At 41.5% G+C, this 15,693-nt stretch carries 12 protein-coding genes; 4 read left to right on the forward strand and 8 right to left on the reverse strand.

Annotated elements, in window-relative coordinates; genetic code table 11:
• Window positions 1–18 precede the first annotated feature (18 nt).
• The 3 genes from FOC32_RS16145 to pilG are packed head-to-tail and all read right to left on the reverse strand — an operon-like array spanning window position 19 to window position 1,338.
• The gene (locus FOC32_RS16145; RefSeq protein ID WP_004784984.1) at window positions 19–555 is read right to left on the reverse strand and encodes a chemotaxis protein CheW; all 537 of its coding nucleotides are present in this window, start codon (window positions 553–555) and stop codon (window positions 19–21) included.
• 5 nt (window positions 556–560) lie between these two features.
• Window positions 561–929 (reverse strand): response regulator, encoded by a 369-nt coding sequence (locus FOC32_RS16150; protein WP_004784985.1) that lies wholly within the window; start codon window positions 927–929, stop codon window positions 561–563.
• A 25-nt stretch (window positions 930–954) separates the two neighbouring features.
• Complete coding sequence (pilG, locus tag FOC32_RS16155) at window positions 955–1,338, reverse strand: twitching motility response regulator PilG (RefSeq protein ID WP_004784987.1); 384 nt, start codon at window positions 1,336–1,338, stop codon at window positions 955–957.
• A gap of 282 nt (window positions 1,339–1,620) precedes the next feature.
• On the opposite strand from pilG, the gene FOC32_RS16160 reads away from it, so the two are divergent.
• The 4 genes from FOC32_RS16160 to FOC32_RS16175 all read left to right on the forward strand — a co-directional run bounded on the left by FOC32_RS16160 (window position 1,621) and on the right by FOC32_RS16175 (window position 8,394).
• Window positions 1,621–2,265: a hypothetical protein gene (locus FOC32_RS16160; protein ID WP_034170199.1), complete on the forward strand. Its 645-nt coding sequence runs from the start codon at window positions 1,621–1,623 to the stop codon at window positions 2,263–2,265.
• Between the two features lie 51 nt (window positions 2,266–2,316).
• Window positions 2,317–3,444, forward strand: a complete 1,128-nt coding sequence (locus tag FOC32_RS16165; protein WP_175968039.1) for an efflux RND transporter periplasmic adaptor subunit — start codon at window positions 2,317–2,319, stop codon at window positions 3,442–3,444.
• Window positions 3,445–3,462: 18 nt separating this feature from the next.
• Window positions 3,463–6,570, forward strand: a complete 3,108-nt coding sequence (locus FOC32_RS16170; RefSeq protein ID WP_175968041.1) for an efflux RND transporter permease subunit — start codon at window positions 3,463–3,465, stop codon at window positions 6,568–6,570.
• 96 nt (window positions 6,571–6,666) lie between these two features.
• Window positions 6,667–8,394: a proline--tRNA ligase gene (locus tag FOC32_RS16175; protein ID WP_175968043.1), complete on the forward strand. Its 1,728-nt coding sequence runs from the start codon at window positions 6,667–6,669 to the stop codon at window positions 8,392–8,394.
• Window positions 8,395–8,440: 46 nt separating this feature from the next.
• Here FOC32_RS16175 and FOC32_RS16180 read toward each other — a convergent pair whose 3' ends face one another.
• The 5 genes from FOC32_RS16180 to dcd form a co-directional block, all read right to left on the reverse strand.
• Complete coding sequence (locus tag FOC32_RS16180) at window positions 8,441–9,856, reverse strand: hypothetical protein (protein WP_104425850.1); 1,416 nt, start codon at window positions 9,854–9,856, stop codon at window positions 8,441–8,443.
• Between the two features lie 16 nt (window positions 9,857–9,872).
• Window positions 9,873–12,047 (reverse strand): DUF6160 family protein, encoded by a 2,175-nt coding sequence (locus FOC32_RS16185; protein ID WP_175968045.1) that lies wholly within the window; start codon window positions 12,045–12,047, stop codon window positions 9,873–9,875.
• A 29-nt stretch (window positions 12,048–12,076) separates the two neighbouring features.
• On the reverse strand, window positions 12,077–12,793 hold the full coding sequence (locus FOC32_RS16190) for a hypothetical protein (protein WP_175968046.1): 717 nt from the start codon (window positions 12,791–12,793) through the stop codon (window positions 12,077–12,079).
• A gap of 12 nt (window positions 12,794–12,805) precedes the next feature.
• Entirely contained in the window at window positions 12,806–14,815 is a 2,010-nt protein-coding gene (locus tag FOC32_RS16195; RefSeq protein ID WP_175968048.1) for a hypothetical protein, read from the reverse strand.
• Between the two features lie 233 nt (window positions 14,816–15,048).
• Window positions 15,049–15,618: a dCTP deaminase gene (gene dcd / locus FOC32_RS16200; protein ID WP_004785008.1), complete on the reverse strand. Its 570-nt coding sequence runs from the start codon at window positions 15,616–15,618 to the stop codon at window positions 15,049–15,051.
• Window positions 15,619–15,693: the final 75 nt, after the last annotated feature.

Raw genomic sequence — 15,693 nt, forward strand, 5'->3', positions numbered from 1 at the left:
TACTTTCGTGCGCGACGTTTAATTTATAAATTTTATAGATGCGTTCATAAATTTTGGATTTTGCAACAGACGACTGAATAAGAACACATGCCATTGCTGGTTATGCTGGTGGAAAAATCCCTGACAGTATTCTTGTAAGTTATTATCCAATTCAGTAGTTTTAGAAAAAAAACTTTTCTTATTAAAATGTTGTATACCCAAAACTTGATCAACGACCAAACCGACATATTGGTCATTATGGTGAATACATAATACTTTTTGAGTCGGTGAAAACTGGCTACTCTGTCCTGATACATATTGAGTCAAATCAGAAACTGATAATAACCTTCCCCGAATATTGGCCAATCCTAACACCCATGATTGAGTATTAGGAACTAGCGTATATTTTGGAGGATAGATCACTTCGGATACTTCCCCCAGCGGGGCAACAAAATATTGCCCCATCATCTCAAAAGCAATGCCTGACCATCGGTTGACTTCATTTTCATTAGAAACGTAGTTTTTATTTCCCCGTTTCGCAATGCGAAGCAATTCGATAAATCCATTTGCTGCCATAGAGCTTATCCTGCGTTGAGGTGGTGCTTAATCACTTCAATCAACTGTTTTTCATCTACCGGTTTTGTAAGATAATCTGCGGCACCCTGACGTTTACCCCAAACGCGGTCAGTGGCCTGATCTTTGGTACTTACAATTACAATCGGAATATGCTTGGTGGTTGCACCACGTGCGATTTGACGTGTTGCCTGGAAGCCATTCACGCCTGGCATGACCACATCCATCAATACCAGATCTGGCAACTCAGCCTGAGCCATGGTTACCCCATCTGCACCATTGGATGCTTCAATCACCTCAAAGCCATGTTTAGAAAGAATCTCTCTAAAACGGAATGTTTCTGTCGGTGAGTCATCTACGATTAAGATACGCGCCATGCCAATTCCCCTAAAAAATCAATTATTAAGCACTAATATGGTTACGGATTGCATTAAGCAATTCATCTTTACTGAAAGGTTTAGTCAAGTATTCATCCGAACCAACAACACGACCTTTGGCCTGATCAAATAAGCCATCTTTACTCGAAAGCATAATCACAGGAATATTCTGATAATTTTGAGAGTTTTTAATCAACGCACAAGTTTGATAACCATCTAGACGAGGCATCATGATGTCTACAAATACGATATCTGGATTGGCTTCTGCGATTTTTGATAAAGCTTCAAAACCATCTACCGCAGTCACGACTTCATATCCTTCGCGCTGTAGAAGAGTTTCTGCTGTACGACGAATGGTCTTTGAGTCATCAATGACCATAACTTTTAGATTTTGGAATTTATCGTCCATTTTGACCCTTCCCATTTTAGAAACGATGCGCCATAAGGCTCATAGGATTATTTTATTACGATCGATAAACATTTTTAACACAAATCCACTTGTATTATCAATGAACATTTTCTACACAAGTGTGCAAAAATAGCGGATTTCATCAACCATTTCACATTTTTATTTTGTCATTGCTTTTTTTTTGACTGACGGTAGTTTTTAATTCGTGAGTTTGAGTCTAATATAGCATTATTATTACTTTAAAATAAGTAATTTAGTCAACTTTCAATTGGGGAGCCAATGATGAGTCAGTTTTCAGAAAAACTTGCTTTCATTGATAAAAATAAAATGACTGGCCAATTCATATTTGCAGTGACACTTTTTCTTCAGGTCACCATTTCATATGCCTCAACTAACCAGCCACCAAAAGCCACCTGGTATCGCTATTATGATAATAAAGGCGTGGCCAATATCAGCACTAACGTTACCCCCAACCATATCCGCTATGGCTATGAGGCACTTGACCAGAATATGCAGGTCATTAAACGTGCACGTCCTTATAATGTCGATAAAGATATTAAACAGGCGCCGCAACGTGCCCAGCAAGCCCAGCGCATCGCAGAAGATCAAAAGCTGAAACGTGCCTATACCAATAGCCATGTTGCTCTACAGAAAAAGAATGAAAGTCTGAGCCAACTGAAGAAACAGATTGCCTTTCAGCAAGAGCAGATGAAACAGTTGCAGCAAGACCGGGTCATGTTTGTACGCCAAGAACGTGAATATTTACGTAAAGGCAATAATCCCCCGGCCTCTTTAAAAGCCAACCTTGAAAACAACCAGAAAAACCTGATTTCTCAAAAAGAAAATATTCAATCTTTACAAACTCGCTATCGAAATATGGAAGCGGAATACGACAGAATTATTGCCCGTTTAAAAGCACTTGAATAAACACAAATAACTTGTTGTTGCTTTAAACGACCACAAGTGAAAAGGATTAATATGCCATTTGCACAGCATTTTCATATTTCAAAGACCTCTTCTTCGCGCTCTGTATTGATGATGAGTGCACTTTGCTTAAGTCTTTTTCTAAGCGGCTGCAATAAAAATGAATCTACACCGCAAGCCGAAAGTCCAAAAACAATTGAACTGATTCCTCAGGATCTGGTTGCCGTAAAGACAGGTACTTCAATCCAGAAATCCGCATTTACCGGTACTATTCGCGCAGTCAACCAAAGCAGTATTCAGGCGCAGGTTTCTGCCACTGCCACCAGTGTTAATGCTCAGGTCGGTGACAATGTAGCTAAAGGTCAGGTACTGGTTCGCTTAAATAATCAGGATAATGCCGCACGTCTGGCTCAGGCCCGTGCCAATCTGGCATCTACCCAGGCACAGGCTAATCAGGCGCGCAACATGATGCAGCGCAAAAAGCGTCTGCTCGACCAAGGCTTTATCTCTAAAGTTGAATATGAGCTAAGCCAGGTTGACTATCAGGCCCAGATTGAAAATGTCCGCGCACAGCAAGCCAATGTCGATATTGCCGTAAAAGCCGATCGTGATGGCATTATCACTAGCCCGATTAGTGGCGTGATCACTCAGCGTCAGGTTGAGCCCGGTCAAACCGTGGCGATCGGACAAACCCTGTTTGAAATCGTAAATCCAAATCAACTGGAAATTCAGGCCCGTGTCCCGAGTGAGATGCAGGCCAGTCTGCGTTTAGGCAGCAAAATTGAATATCAGATTCAGGGCAATCCAAATACGTATACCGCTGCTATTAGCCGGGTGTCTCCAATTGCCAATCAGGCCAGTCGGCAGATTGAATTCTTCGCCAGACCGAATGAAAGTATTCCCTCTTTAAGTATTGGCTCTTTTGTTGAAGGCAATATTCTGAGTTCTCAACAAGTTTCTGGTCAGATTATTCCCCTCGATACCGTTCAGGATATCCAGAATAAACCTTATGTCTGGGTTATTCGCCAGAACAAAATTATTAAAGTGAATGTTCAGGTTCTGGAACAGCGCTATAACCAGAATACTGCAGTGATCCAGGGTCTGGAGACAGGTGATCAGGTCAGTCGCATTCCATTTACTGAGGCAGATCTCAACAAGCCAGTGACACTGCGTTCCAACTAATCAGACAGGATCATTAATATGTGGTTTACCCGAATTAGTGTGAAGTATCCCGTCTTCACCATTATGATGATGTTCTGTTTGATGGTGCTTGGACTAGCTTCCTGGCAGCGCATGGGTGTAGAAGAATTTCCGGATGTCGACTTTCCCTTTGTGGTGATTTATACCAGCTATCCAGGCGCTTCTCCAGAAACCGTTGAATCGGAAATTACCAAAAAACTTGAAGACCAGATCAATACTATTTCTGGTTTAAAACAGGTAATTTCACAATCCAGTGAAGGCCTGTCGATGATTACGGCCGAATTCAATCTGGAAGTTCCTTCTACCATGGCGGCACAGGATGTCCGTGACAAAATTGCCTCAGTCACCGCCGAATTCCGTGATGAAATTCAGGAACCGGTTGTCGAGCGTTATGATCCGACTGCCAATGCAATCATGTCGATCGTATTTGAGTCCGACAATATGGATTTAAAGGCACTGAGTTCCTATCTGGATCAGCGCATTGTTCCACAACTACGAACTGTTCCGGGAGTAGGTACAGTCAACCTTCTTGGTGATGCACAGCGCCAGATTCGCATTCAGGTTGAACCCCAGAAACTGCAAGCTTTTGGTATCGGCGTGGATAGCGTCATTAATACTCTGAAATCTGAAAATATCGAAGTTCCGGGCGGTACATTAAAATCTGGCAACTCGGAACTGGTGATTGAGATCAATTCCAAAGTGCTACATCCCCTCGCCTTTGGCGATTTGGTGATTGCCAATAAAAATGGTGCACCGATCTTTCTGAAACAGGTCGCAGAAATTGAAGATAGCCAGGCAGAACTTGAAACTGGTGCATTTCTGGATGGTAAAGCTGCAGTTGCAGTTGACATCCTGCGTAGCTCTGATTCTAATGTCATTGAAGTTGTAGACAGTACTTACAAAACCCTTGAAAGCCTCAAATCCCAACTGCCACAAGGAACCACCTTAAAAGTTGTGGTAGATTCTTCAAAAAGCATCCGCGGCACCATTGGTGATGTGGCGCGTACCATTATCGAAGGTGCAGTTCTTGCTGTCCTAATTGTTCTGTTATTTTTAGGTTCTTTCCGCTCAACGGTCATTACTGGCCTCACTTTACCGATCGCTTTGCTCGGAACTTTGACCTTTATCTGGGCTTTTGGTTTCAGTATTAACATGATGACCTTATTGGCCCTGTCTTTAAGTATCGGTTTGCTGATTGATGATGCAATTGTAGTACGGGAAAATATCGTACGGCATACCGATATGGGTAAAGACCATGTCACTGCTGCACTGGACGGAACCAAAGAAATTGGTCTTGCTGTTCTGGCAACAACATTGACAATCGTCGCGGTCTTCTTGCCTGTTGCCTTTATGGGTGGAATTATTGGGCGTTTCTTTTATCAGTTCGGTGTGACGGTGAGTACCGCCGTTCTGATTTCCATGTTTGTCAGTTTTACTCTGGATCCAATGCTATCTGCACATTGGGCAGAAAAGAAAAAAGATCCCAATAAAAAGCCGGGCCGAATCAAACGCTTCTTTAACTGGATTTCAGGCAAATTAGACAATTTAAGTCATGTTTATGAAAAGCTATTGAAACTGGCTTTACGCTTTAGGTTCATTACCATTGTGATTGCAGTGGCATCTCTGTTTGGCGCTTTAGCACTCTCGAAACTGATTGGTACCGAGTTTGTACCTGTCCCGGATAAGGGTGAAATCCGGATCAAGTTTGAAACCCCAGTCGATGCTTCACTGGAATATTCACAAGCCAAACTGCAACAGGTCGATAAAATCGTACGTCAGCATCCTGATGTACGTGCAACTTATGGCGTAATTAATGGTGTGACCGATCGCGGTAAAAATCATGTCAGCTTACGTGTCACTGTAACTCCGCGGACTGAACGTGAGAAAAGCTTGAATGATCTCAATAATGAATTCCGTCAACGTTTACAATCTGTGGGCGGCATTACCATTACCTCAGTTGCTTCCGCGGATGAAACCGTATCGGGTGGTCAAAAGCCGATTATGATCTCAATCAAGGGCCCTGATTTGAATGAACTACAAAAGATTTCCGATCGCTTTATGGTCGAGATGGCTAAAATTGATGGCATCGTCGATCTGGAAACATCCCTCAAAGAGCCAAAACCGACCTTAGGTGTACAGATCAATCGCGTTCTGGCCAGTGATCTTGGTTTGTCAGTCAATCAAATTGCCAATGTAGTTCGCCCATTGATTGCCGGCGATGATGTCACCACGTGGCAGGATGAAAAAGGTGAAACTTATGATGTTAACTTACGCCTGACCGAAGACCGGCGCACCCTGCCGAGCGATCTGCAAAATATGTATATCACTTCATCTAAAATGGATGGCAATAATCAGCCGATTTTGATCCCGCTTTCTAGCGTTGCTAATTTTGAGGAAAAACTGGGAGCTTCTCAAATTAATCGTCGTGACCTGGCGCGTGAGGTGCTGGTTGAAGCAAATACCTCTGGACGCCCTGCAGGTGACATCGGTACTGACATTAGCAGACTTCAGGATAATTTCGACATGCCACCGGGTTATAGTTTTGATACCCAAGGTGCCAATGCAGATATGGCAGAATCCGCTGGTTATGCGTTGACTGCGATTACCCTGTCGATTGTATTTATTTATATTGTGCTGGGTTCACAGTTCAACAGCTTTATTCATCCTGCTGCCATTATGGCTTCATTACCTTTGTCATTAATTGGTGTATTCCTGGCGCTGTTCCTGTTTAATTCGACCATGAACCTGTTTTCGATTATCGGGATTATTATGCTGATGGGTCTGGTAACCAAAAATGCGATTCTGCTTATCGACTTCATCAAGAAAGCCATGGATCGGGGTGAAGCCCGTTATGATGCGATTCTGAATGCCGGCAAAACCCGTTTACGTCCAATTCTGATGACCACCAGTGCCATGGTCATGGGAATGGTGCCGCTCGCTCTGGGCTTAGGTGAAGGTGGTGAACAAAGTGCACCGATGGCACATGCCGTGATCGGCGGGGTAATTACCTCCACCCTGCTGACATTGGTCGTGGTTCCAGTGATTTTCACTTATTTGGATGACCTTAAGAATTTTATGCTGCGCCAAGCCCGTAAAATCATGGCATAATTTAAACCATCACAATGAGGTGACATTCACGAATGTTCACCTCATTTTTTATTGTATAATCTCTGCTTTAACGCTTAATTTTTTAGGACAGTTTCCATGCGCGCGAGTCGCTTTTTATTTGCAACGTTGAGAGAAACCCCGAACGATGCTGAAATTATTTCACATCAGCTGATGCTTCGTGCCGGTATGATTCGTAAGTTGGCTTCAGGTTTGTACACCTGGCTGCCGATGGGCGTTCGCGTATTAAATAAAGTTGCAGCGATCGTTCGCGAAGAAATGAATAACGCGGGTTCACTCGAAGTCTTGATGCCTGTGACTCAACCAGCTTCTCTTTGGGAAGAATCTGGTCGTTATGTGCAATACGGTCCTGAACTATTACGTTTTAAAGATCGTCATACCAATGACTTTGTGCTTGGTCCAACACACGAAGAAGTGATCACTGATCTGGCACGTAATGAGCTAAAAAGTTACAAACAATTGCCTGCAAACTTCTACCAGGTTCAAACCAAGTTCCGAGATGAAATCCGTCCTCGTTTTGGTGTAATGCGCTCACGTGAATTCATCATGAAAGATGCTTACTCTTTCCATGCGGATCAGGAATCTCTGCAAGAAACTTACGATAAAATGTACGAAGCGTACTGCAAGATCTTTACCCGTTTAGGTCTGGATTTCCGTCCAGTACAAGCGGATACCGGTTCAATCGGTGGTTCAGGTTCACACGAATTCCACGTCTTGGCTTCAAGTGGTGAAGATGATATCGCATTCTCAACTGAATCTGATTATGCGGCTAACATCGAAATGGCTGAAGCGATTCTGGTGGGCGATCGTGCTGCTCCAACTCAAGAACTGAAAGTGGTTGATACCCCAAATCAAAAAACGATTGCTGATGTATCAAGCTTCCTTGGCACTGACCCTGCACATTCAGTGAAGGCATTACTGGTTCAAGGCGTTGCAGCTGAAGAAGGTAAAGCAGCTCCTGTCGTTGCCCTGTTCCTTCGTGGTGACCATGAACTGAATGAAATTAAAGCCGAAAAGCATCCAAAAATTGCTGCGCCTTTGGCTTTTGCTACTGAAGCTCAACTTGCTGAACTAGGTTTGACTGCTGGTTTTGTAGGTCCACAAGGTTTAGTAGAAAAAGGCCTAACAGTGATTGTTGACCGTGCTGCTTCTGTACTTTCTGACTTCGTCGCGGGTGCAAATGAAGCAGACAAGCACGCAACTGGCGTGAACTGGGAACGTGATGCGCAGTTTAGCGAAGTTTATGACCTGCGTAATGTGGTTGAAGGCGATCCTTCTCCAGATGGCAAAGGTACACTTCAAATCAAACGTGGTATCGAAGTGGGTCATATCTTCCAGTTAGGCAAAAAATATTCTGAAGCTTTAGGTTGTAAGGTCTTAGGTGAGGATGGCAAACCATTCACTGTAACCATGGGTTGTTATGGTATTGGTGTGACACGTGTCGTAGCATCTGCAATTGAACAGAATTACGATGAAAAAGGCATCATCTGGCCGGCTGCGATCGCTCCATTTGAAGTAGCAATTGTGCCAATGAATGCGCATAAATCACCTCGCACTTTAGAAGCTGCTGAAAGCTTATATGCAGAACTGCAAGCTGCTGGTTTTGACGTACTGCTTGATGACCGTAATGAACGTCCAGGTGTGAAATTCTCTGATCTTGAATTGACTGGTATTCCACATCGCATTGTGATTGGTGAAAAAGGTCTGGATGCAGGTACTTTTGAATATAAAGGTCGCCGTGATGCAGAATCAGTAAATCTTTCGAAAGAAGAACTACTGGCAAAATTGCTAAATAATTTTTTCTGAATCAATAAAAAATCCCGCCTAGAGCGGGATTTTTTATATGTCTGAATTAGCAGAACTTATGTCCGCCAAAGCAGTTTGAGGTCACATTCTGGTTCTGTAGCAGCTTATCCATTAAGGTTAAAGTTGCAGGAGTACCATCTACATAGTTAGTAAATTTACCTACATCAATATTCAATTTACGTACCACCGCGACATTCGCCAGAGACCCTAGAGCCTCACCCACACTGACATCGATCAAGTTTTCAGGTCGTAAAAGAAATTCAGAAATAGCAGTTGCTACCTGAGGTAACACGAATGAAATATCAACTTCATCTGTAGTTTTTAATACACCCAGTTGAATCGGGTCTTTAAAAGATAGCCACCAACCTGGTTTGGCAATATCAGCCGCGTCCGCACCTTGCCAATGCACATTCTGACTCTGTAAAGACAAATAACCGCCTGTACCATTTAATGGAATATTATGGATCATATTTAGAGCCTGAACAAAGGTGATGTCCATATTCAGGTTATCCAGACTTGAACCAGCACCCATTTGAAAGAAAGAATGTGTTCCTAAATTAAGAAGTCCAATTAATGGATCAAACTCTACATACAGCTTATCTTTTGAAAAATCTGGTGTACCAATCACATCATTTGGCAAAGTTGAACCCGTTAAAGCCTTTGCTAATGGAATCGAAGCAATAGTAGAACGGATATTACTTACAGTCGCTGACTTTAAGCGTTGCCCAGTCACGACAGTTTCTGGCATAGTAAAGTCTACCCGCATGGAAGGCACTGTAATCCCGGTATGGCCATCAGCACCTGGCTTACTGGTGAAAGTACGTGTTTGTCCTAAAGCCTTTAGATTCCCTGAGATTTTTTCATCATTTGCAATACCAAAGGTTCCCGCTTTTGTAACAGACTCACCAGTGGTTTGCGCCATTTTCATATAACCACTAAAACTTTTGAGGCCATCATTCGGATTTTCAACGTTGTCAGTTCCCATGGTTAAGAGTCCAACAATTTTATCTGCACCTAGACGGAAACCGACCACTTCTCGGGTAGAGGCACTTCCACCATTTTTAATTGCAAACTCAACAAAGGGATTACTCACACTGGCACTGGTATTAGCACGGTCGTCTGAAAAGACAGGGTTACCTTTATCATCAAGGCTGGTATTTAAGCCACTCAAAGCCAAGTTAGAAATATCAATATCACAACCATTGGTATTCCCAATACTGTTATTAGTTCCACCACAACCGAGCTGCAAAGTTTTGATATTAATGTTCAATTCCATTAAAGCTTCAATACTTAGCTTATGGAAGTTAATCCCTTGTGATGAATCATAAGCATTTTCCAAATTTAATAATGCCTGTGCATCAACTGCCGATAAAGCCTCATCGTCTAAGGCTGTCATAGCCATCGCCTGTTGAGTAAGGCCCATTAAAGTGACAATCAAGCTATTCAATATTATTTTTTTCATGAAATCATCCCTTATTTCAGCGCGGTGTAATACCAAGCGTACTGCGCATGGTTCCGCCTGTGAGTGCAATTGTTGCTATATTCTGCATATTGCCATTTGTGGTCATGGCCATGTTGGTTCTAAACGGCTCGATAATCTTCTGATCTTTATTAAATTTAATTTGATTATCTAAAGTAACAGTATCTTCACTCACGCCTATTTTAGTGATTAATCCTAAATTCCCTTCCATACGATTAAAGTTAATCGCAGAAGTATGAACTGCACCTGTGCTATCTACATCTTCATTAATCAGACTAAAATAACTACCAAGATTATTAACATCACCTTTTTCTGTAGAAGTTAATGTTCGGAACTTAAAGTTTGCATCCAGCGATAAATAATTTTCGTCTGCTACATCCAGTCCTGGAATAATCATTAACTCACCACTACCATCAAGCATCATGGCAATTGTTGTTAATACATCGTCGCGTTTAGAAAAATTGTCATCAGGAACAAACTGATCACATTTATTGCCTGATACACAGTTATATTTAGATCCCGGTAGTTGCCCAATTGCCACCTCAGCTTTCGCTGCGATCAGCAATTTATCAGCTTTTACATAGATGCCTTCATCCTCATAACCAATCACCCCTTTGGATTCAATAAAGGCATCAATATTTCGAAGGCCAGCATAATAGTTTCGCGCATGGCCATTCTCTACACCACCATCAATTAAAAGAATTGAGGTTGTACTTGATGCTCCAGTTTTGGCATCCTTTCCATAACCTTCAGTTGATGCCATCACGTTATAGGCAATACCATTCTTGTCACCGTCATATTTTGTACCCGACAAGGCAACATTGGCATTCAAGTTGTAAATTGGAATACCAATTCCCCAAGAACCACTATTCCCGGAAATAACACCAGTATCATTAGAAATAAAATTTGCTTTGGCTGCAATCGACTGGAAATCCATACCCCGTATGGCAATTAGTGCAAAGTCCTGATTAGCAGACGTACTGCTTAAAGTTTGCTGCAAAATCGGATTACTTCGTCTAAGCGTTGACTTAATATTGTCATTCACTAAAAACTCTAGGCTCTGTGCCTGAATTGTATTGATATAAATATCGCCAAAATCAATATAAGCATTATTCTTTCCAGTTAATGAACGTAATTCATTAAACTGAACTGCATAGCTTCCTTTGCCGGTATGACCAATTTCCAAAGTCGTTGGCTTTAAACCCTGCGCTGCTGCCACTTCCTGATTGGTAAAATCAGCTGATAAACCAAGATGCAAGCCACCTTCACCTGCGTTATAGCTTGAAAGTCTATGATCTTGTCGCGTCAGCACACCACCAACTTTATTACTTATATCAAAAGAATTCAGTTTTGACTGATCGGCACCTAACGACAAACGTGCATTACTCACTGCACCCGAAATACCATAGCGCATGATATTTTTTAAATCGCCATCTCCATTCTGATAGCGTAAATCAAAGTTTAATCCAGCTGTTTGCGCACCAGTTGTTCCTACAGCCACTGGTTTTAAATTAATTAGATGGTCTTGTGTGCCACTTTTACTGGCGAGTACGATGCCTTTTGTCGGGTCTATATACATATAGCCCGTACCAGCGAAGTTAAAATTAAAGTTATCTAGAACTAAGCTATTTGTACCTAAAGTATGTTTAATCGTGGCATCTTGCAAATTGAAATCGATAGTAGCTGTTTCATTCTTATTGAATAAACCAGCTGTCGTTTGAAGCACCATTTTAAATGGACTATCAATCGCAAGACCTAGTTTGCCCAAATTTTGATTGTTTTCGACACAGCTTGTTCCAGCACATTCCTTACTCACCAGTTTAAAATCTGCATTGGCACTAAAGGGAGCTACGCTTGCTTCTAAACGAATCCCTGCACCAGCATCGGTCGCACCGACATCAAACTTAAGCTGGCTTAAAATCGCATTTTGATCTTTGCCTAAGATTTTTACTTTATGCAATCCCAGTCCCATCTTGGTATTTACATCAGCATTCGGGTCATACCAATTGAGCTGTTCAACTTCAACTTTTGATACCTTGTGCGTAATCGTAATACCGTCTTGACCAGTGATATAACCTAATTCTTGTTCTTCAATCAGCTCTAGTGCATAACTATGCTGTGCCAAACAGATACATGCCGTTAATAATTTAATTTGTGATTTTATTTTTTTCATTCTTTCATCCCTATGCTGCATCCATGCAGTTAGCAACGGCTTTGTGCACTCCCTGCTGAGCAGTTAAAGCCAAATATTTTTAAGTTTCCTGACATGTGCATGTTGCCGTGCATATTGAGACCCATAAAGCCCTTCTCACGCCCCTGGTCAAATTCTGGAACATCTGCTGAGGCAGTGGTATATGTACCGTCCTCTTTATAAACACGATTGGTGAAGGTCGTATACTTTTCTGAATTGGCATAGCCTTCCTTATCACCCTCACCGGTTCCGGTTTCAATAGCCAAAGTATTAAAGCCCAAATTTCTTATTTTTAAAGGTTTATCATCATAAAAAGTGATTTTCATGGCTGTTTGAGAATCGCCTGCCGCATTAGTAATCGTGGTGCCATCGATAGAAAACTTATCAATTTGCAGGGTGCCTTGTATTCCTTTAAATACTAGCCATTTTTTATTGCCTTGGGCGTCGACATGATTGTTCGGAGAAATAGCCAAGCGACAAAACAAGGTGTTAATTCCACAATCTGTTGTTGGCTTGTAATACACTTCTAACTTATTAGCGACCGTTTCAGAAATTTGAGATTTCGTTAAATCAGTAGCGTATTGATGATTGAGTGACAAGGTCCAGCTTAAATCCGCTCCGCCTTGACCCGTTTCTGCTGTCATTTGCTGCGGATCAAGACTGACCAAGCCGGCTTGTGTTGCTAAAGAAATCCCAAGAACTGTAGCAAGCATTAACTTTTTCAACATTGCCCTATTCCTTTATAGACCTGTCGTTTTTATTTTTAGATGTTGAATCAACACACCATCAATTACTGCTGAACCAAAATTCCTCATTGAATTATCAGTAGCTCCCCTAAATACCACACCGGTTGCATTATTATCATCTTTCGCTTTCAGCATATTGGTATTGGCAATACGTTCAACAGAACCAATGGCGATACTACTATGAGTTGCATCGCGTCCTTGATACAAGGCAATGCTATCTGAAGCTTGAGCTTTAATTTCAGTACCACACGTATATACATTACATGTAGAGCCTAAAAGTGCTTCTGATCCTAAAAAGCCACCTTTTCCATCTGGATAACGCTGATAAATCCGGTTGTAAATATCTGGAATTTTAGGAATACGTGTCACTTCCAAAATAATATTATTTCCTTCCGAACCCACAACAAAAGGTTGGTACATAGTTCCTAGTACTAAGTTGATATTCGGGCTATATAAATACAATCCCTCGGTATCATGAAATATAGGAGCTGCAGAGCCATTTAAAGCAGGGGTCGGACCATCTCCATCAAGATTATTCTCTTTTGCTGCAGTACTAATACGAATCCCTTTACTGTTCAAATTGTTTGAATCACTGGTCAAAGTAGAGGGATCATCATTAGTATTGAGTCGGATCAGACTCGCCAGGCCCAAGGTTTGACTATATGCAAGATCAGGCGATGTAAGGGTTTGAAATAATCGGACTTGCGAACCGTTCATGCTCAAGCCATTAGCAATAAACTGTGCACGAAAACGTTCAGAAATATCTAAGCCTGAAGTAGGTGCTCCAGTAGCATAATCTACGGTATTACTTGAATTTAAAGAACGTGAGAAAATATCAGTCCAGAAACCAAGCTTAATATTATTATCTGCTTCATTTGCAGCAACTGTTGCAAGAGGTGCTTCCAAAGCTAGATAGCCAACTTCTTTTCCAGTATCCGTGAACTGTTTTACTGTTTCGGCTCCGGCATGAAATAACCAGGGATTGCTGGCTGTTCCCCAATTAAACCCCTGATTGCTATAGCGACTACTGAGTGAGTTATCACTTTTTGATAAAGCTAAACCATAGATAAATACATCAGCTTTCGTACGTAGCGTACTGACTGAGGCACTCATTGCAGCTTCTTTGGCCGCTGTTGTTGCGCTCGCTTTAACCGCCTGTTCCATAGCAGTCACTGCATTTTTTGCCTGAATCAGTGCATACCTATCAGCTTCAATTGCTAATTTTTCTTGTGTCGCATTCTCTACAACTTTAGTAACTCTTGAATCAATAGCATTGGTTCGGGTACCCGCTTGTTGAGTCCAAGTATTATTTAATGGAGTGGTTACCTTGTTTCCATATAACAATTCGATCATTTCATAGGTATTTTTTAATGCATATTCGACAGATTTATCTTTTTGCCATGCAGTTAAAATATGAGATGTTGTTCCGTCACTTTTTAATCCTGTAATAATTGTACCGTCATAATAATCCTCATAACGCTGCTGATAATATTGCTGCATTAATGTCGAATTACGATATTCTTCCACAATACCACTACGCGCATTAGCACCAATTTCATTACGGATTGCAGTTAAAGTCGAATTATAGTTTTGAGTTTTATAGGTACTGACACTATTGTTATAAGTCGTTTGATAAAGATTGGCATTTGCACTAATACCATTTAAATAGCTACTTGCATACACTCGATCATAGACTTTGTTATAGGCACGTTCACCTAACTGAGCATAGTTCTCTCCAGTCGGAATAATACGAATAAAGCCAGTGTCTGCCTGACCTGGATTGGCAATACCTCGTGCATAGCTTGAACCACTGGAAGCATCATTCGGTGCCTGAAAAACCATTTTAAAGTCATCAAGTACTAGGGCAACACCTTCACCGGTAGTATCAGAAAGAGAAGAATCAGTTAATTCCTGCATTGCATGTGCGGATGGCAATAATCCTAAACCGATCATCATTGCCAAATAGCTTTTACGAAATTGAAATTTAGCTTTTATTTGAGCCATCTCGACCTATCCTTCTTATCTGATGCTCCGCATCTTTATCCTTCAGCTTCCCAGCCTTCAATTTTTGATTTTTATGATGCTTGGCACATCTTTTTTATATATTCATTCTTCATTATGCTTATTTTTAGCAGGATTACCAAAGCCAAAAGCCTAAAAACCCCGAGTTTCCGATGAATGAAACAGCAAAAAAATAAGCGAGGCATTTGCCTCGCTTATTGAATGCTTTAAAACGATTAAGCTTTAGGCAAAGTAACGCCTGTCTGCCCTTGGTATTTACCACCACGATCTTTATAGGAGGTTTCACAAACTTCGTCTGATTCGAAGAACAACATTTGAGCCACACCCTCACCCGCATAAATACGTGCAGGCAGGTTAGTCGTATTCGAAAACTCTAGCGTGACATGACCTTCCCACTCAGGTTCAAGTGGAGTCACATTCACGATAATGCCACAACGTGCATAGGTCGATTTACCCAAGCAAACGGTCAGTACATTTCGTGGAATACGGAAGTATTCTACTGTACGTGCCAACGCAAATGAGTTGGGGGGAATGATACAAACATCCGATTCAATATCGATAAAGCTTTTTTCGTCAAAGTTTTTCGGATCGACAATTGCAGAGTGAACATTGGTGAATACTTTAAACTCACGCGCACAGCGCACATCATAGCCATAGCTTGAAACACCATAAGAAATCAGCTTTTGACCATTTTCATCCAGACGAATCTGGTTTTCTGCATACGGTTCAATCATGCCGTGTTTTTCGCTCATTTCGCGAATCCAACGATCAGACTTAATTGCCATTGATATAATCCAAAAATCTTAAAAATAAGTAATTGCGACGTACTTTAACTGAAATTGACACTAATGAAAATAAGC

The sequence above is a fragment of the Acinetobacter sp. FDAARGOS_724 genome, assembly GCF_013364475.1.
GTDB lineage: Bacteria > Pseudomonadota > Gammaproteobacteria > Pseudomonadales > Moraxellaceae > Acinetobacter > Acinetobacter variabilis.

Bases quoted from the DNA above. Each gene is read 5' to 3' on its own strand.
- FOC32_RS16145 (WP_004784984.1), bottom strand. From the start codon at position 555: ATGGCAGCAAATGGATTTATCGAATTGCTTCGCATTGCGAAACGGGGA.
- FOC32_RS16150 (WP_004784985.1), bottom strand. From the start codon at position 929: ATGGCGCGTATCTTAATCGTAGATGACTCACCGACAGAAACATTCCGT.
- pilG (WP_004784987.1), bottom strand. From the start codon at position 1,338: ATGGACGATAAATTCCAAAATCTAAAAGTTATGGTCATTGATGACTCA.
- FOC32_RS16160 (WP_034170199.1), top strand. From the start codon at position 1,621: ATGAGTCAGTTTTCAGAAAAACTTGCTTTCATTGATAAAAATAAAATG.
- FOC32_RS16165 (WP_175968039.1), top strand. From the start codon at position 2,317: ATGCCATTTGCACAGCATTTTCATATTTCAAAGACCTCTTCTTCGCGC.
- FOC32_RS16170 (WP_175968041.1), top strand. From the start codon at position 3,463: ATGTGGTTTACCCGAATTAGTGTGAAGTATCCCGTCTTCACCATTATG.
- FOC32_RS16175 (WP_175968043.1), top strand. From the start codon at position 6,667: ATGCGCGCGAGTCGCTTTTTATTTGCAACGTTGAGAGAAACCCCGAAC.
- FOC32_RS16180 (WP_104425850.1), bottom strand. From the start codon at position 9,856: ATGAAAAAAATAATATTGAATAGCTTGATTGTCACTTTAATGGGCCTT.
- FOC32_RS16185 (WP_175968045.1), bottom strand. From the start codon at position 12,047: ATGAAAAAAATAAAATCACAAATTAAATTATTAACGGCATGTATCTGT.
- FOC32_RS16190 (WP_175968046.1), bottom strand. From the start codon at position 12,793: ATGTTGAAAAAGTTAATGCTTGCTACAGTTCTTGGGATTTCTTTAGCA.
- FOC32_RS16195 (WP_175968048.1), bottom strand. From the start codon at position 14,815: ATGGCTCAAATAAAAGCTAAATTTCAATTTCGTAAAAGCTATTTGGCA.
- dcd (WP_004785008.1), bottom strand. From the start codon at position 15,618: ATGGCAATTAAGTCTGATCGTTGGATTCGCGAAATGAGCGAAAAACAC.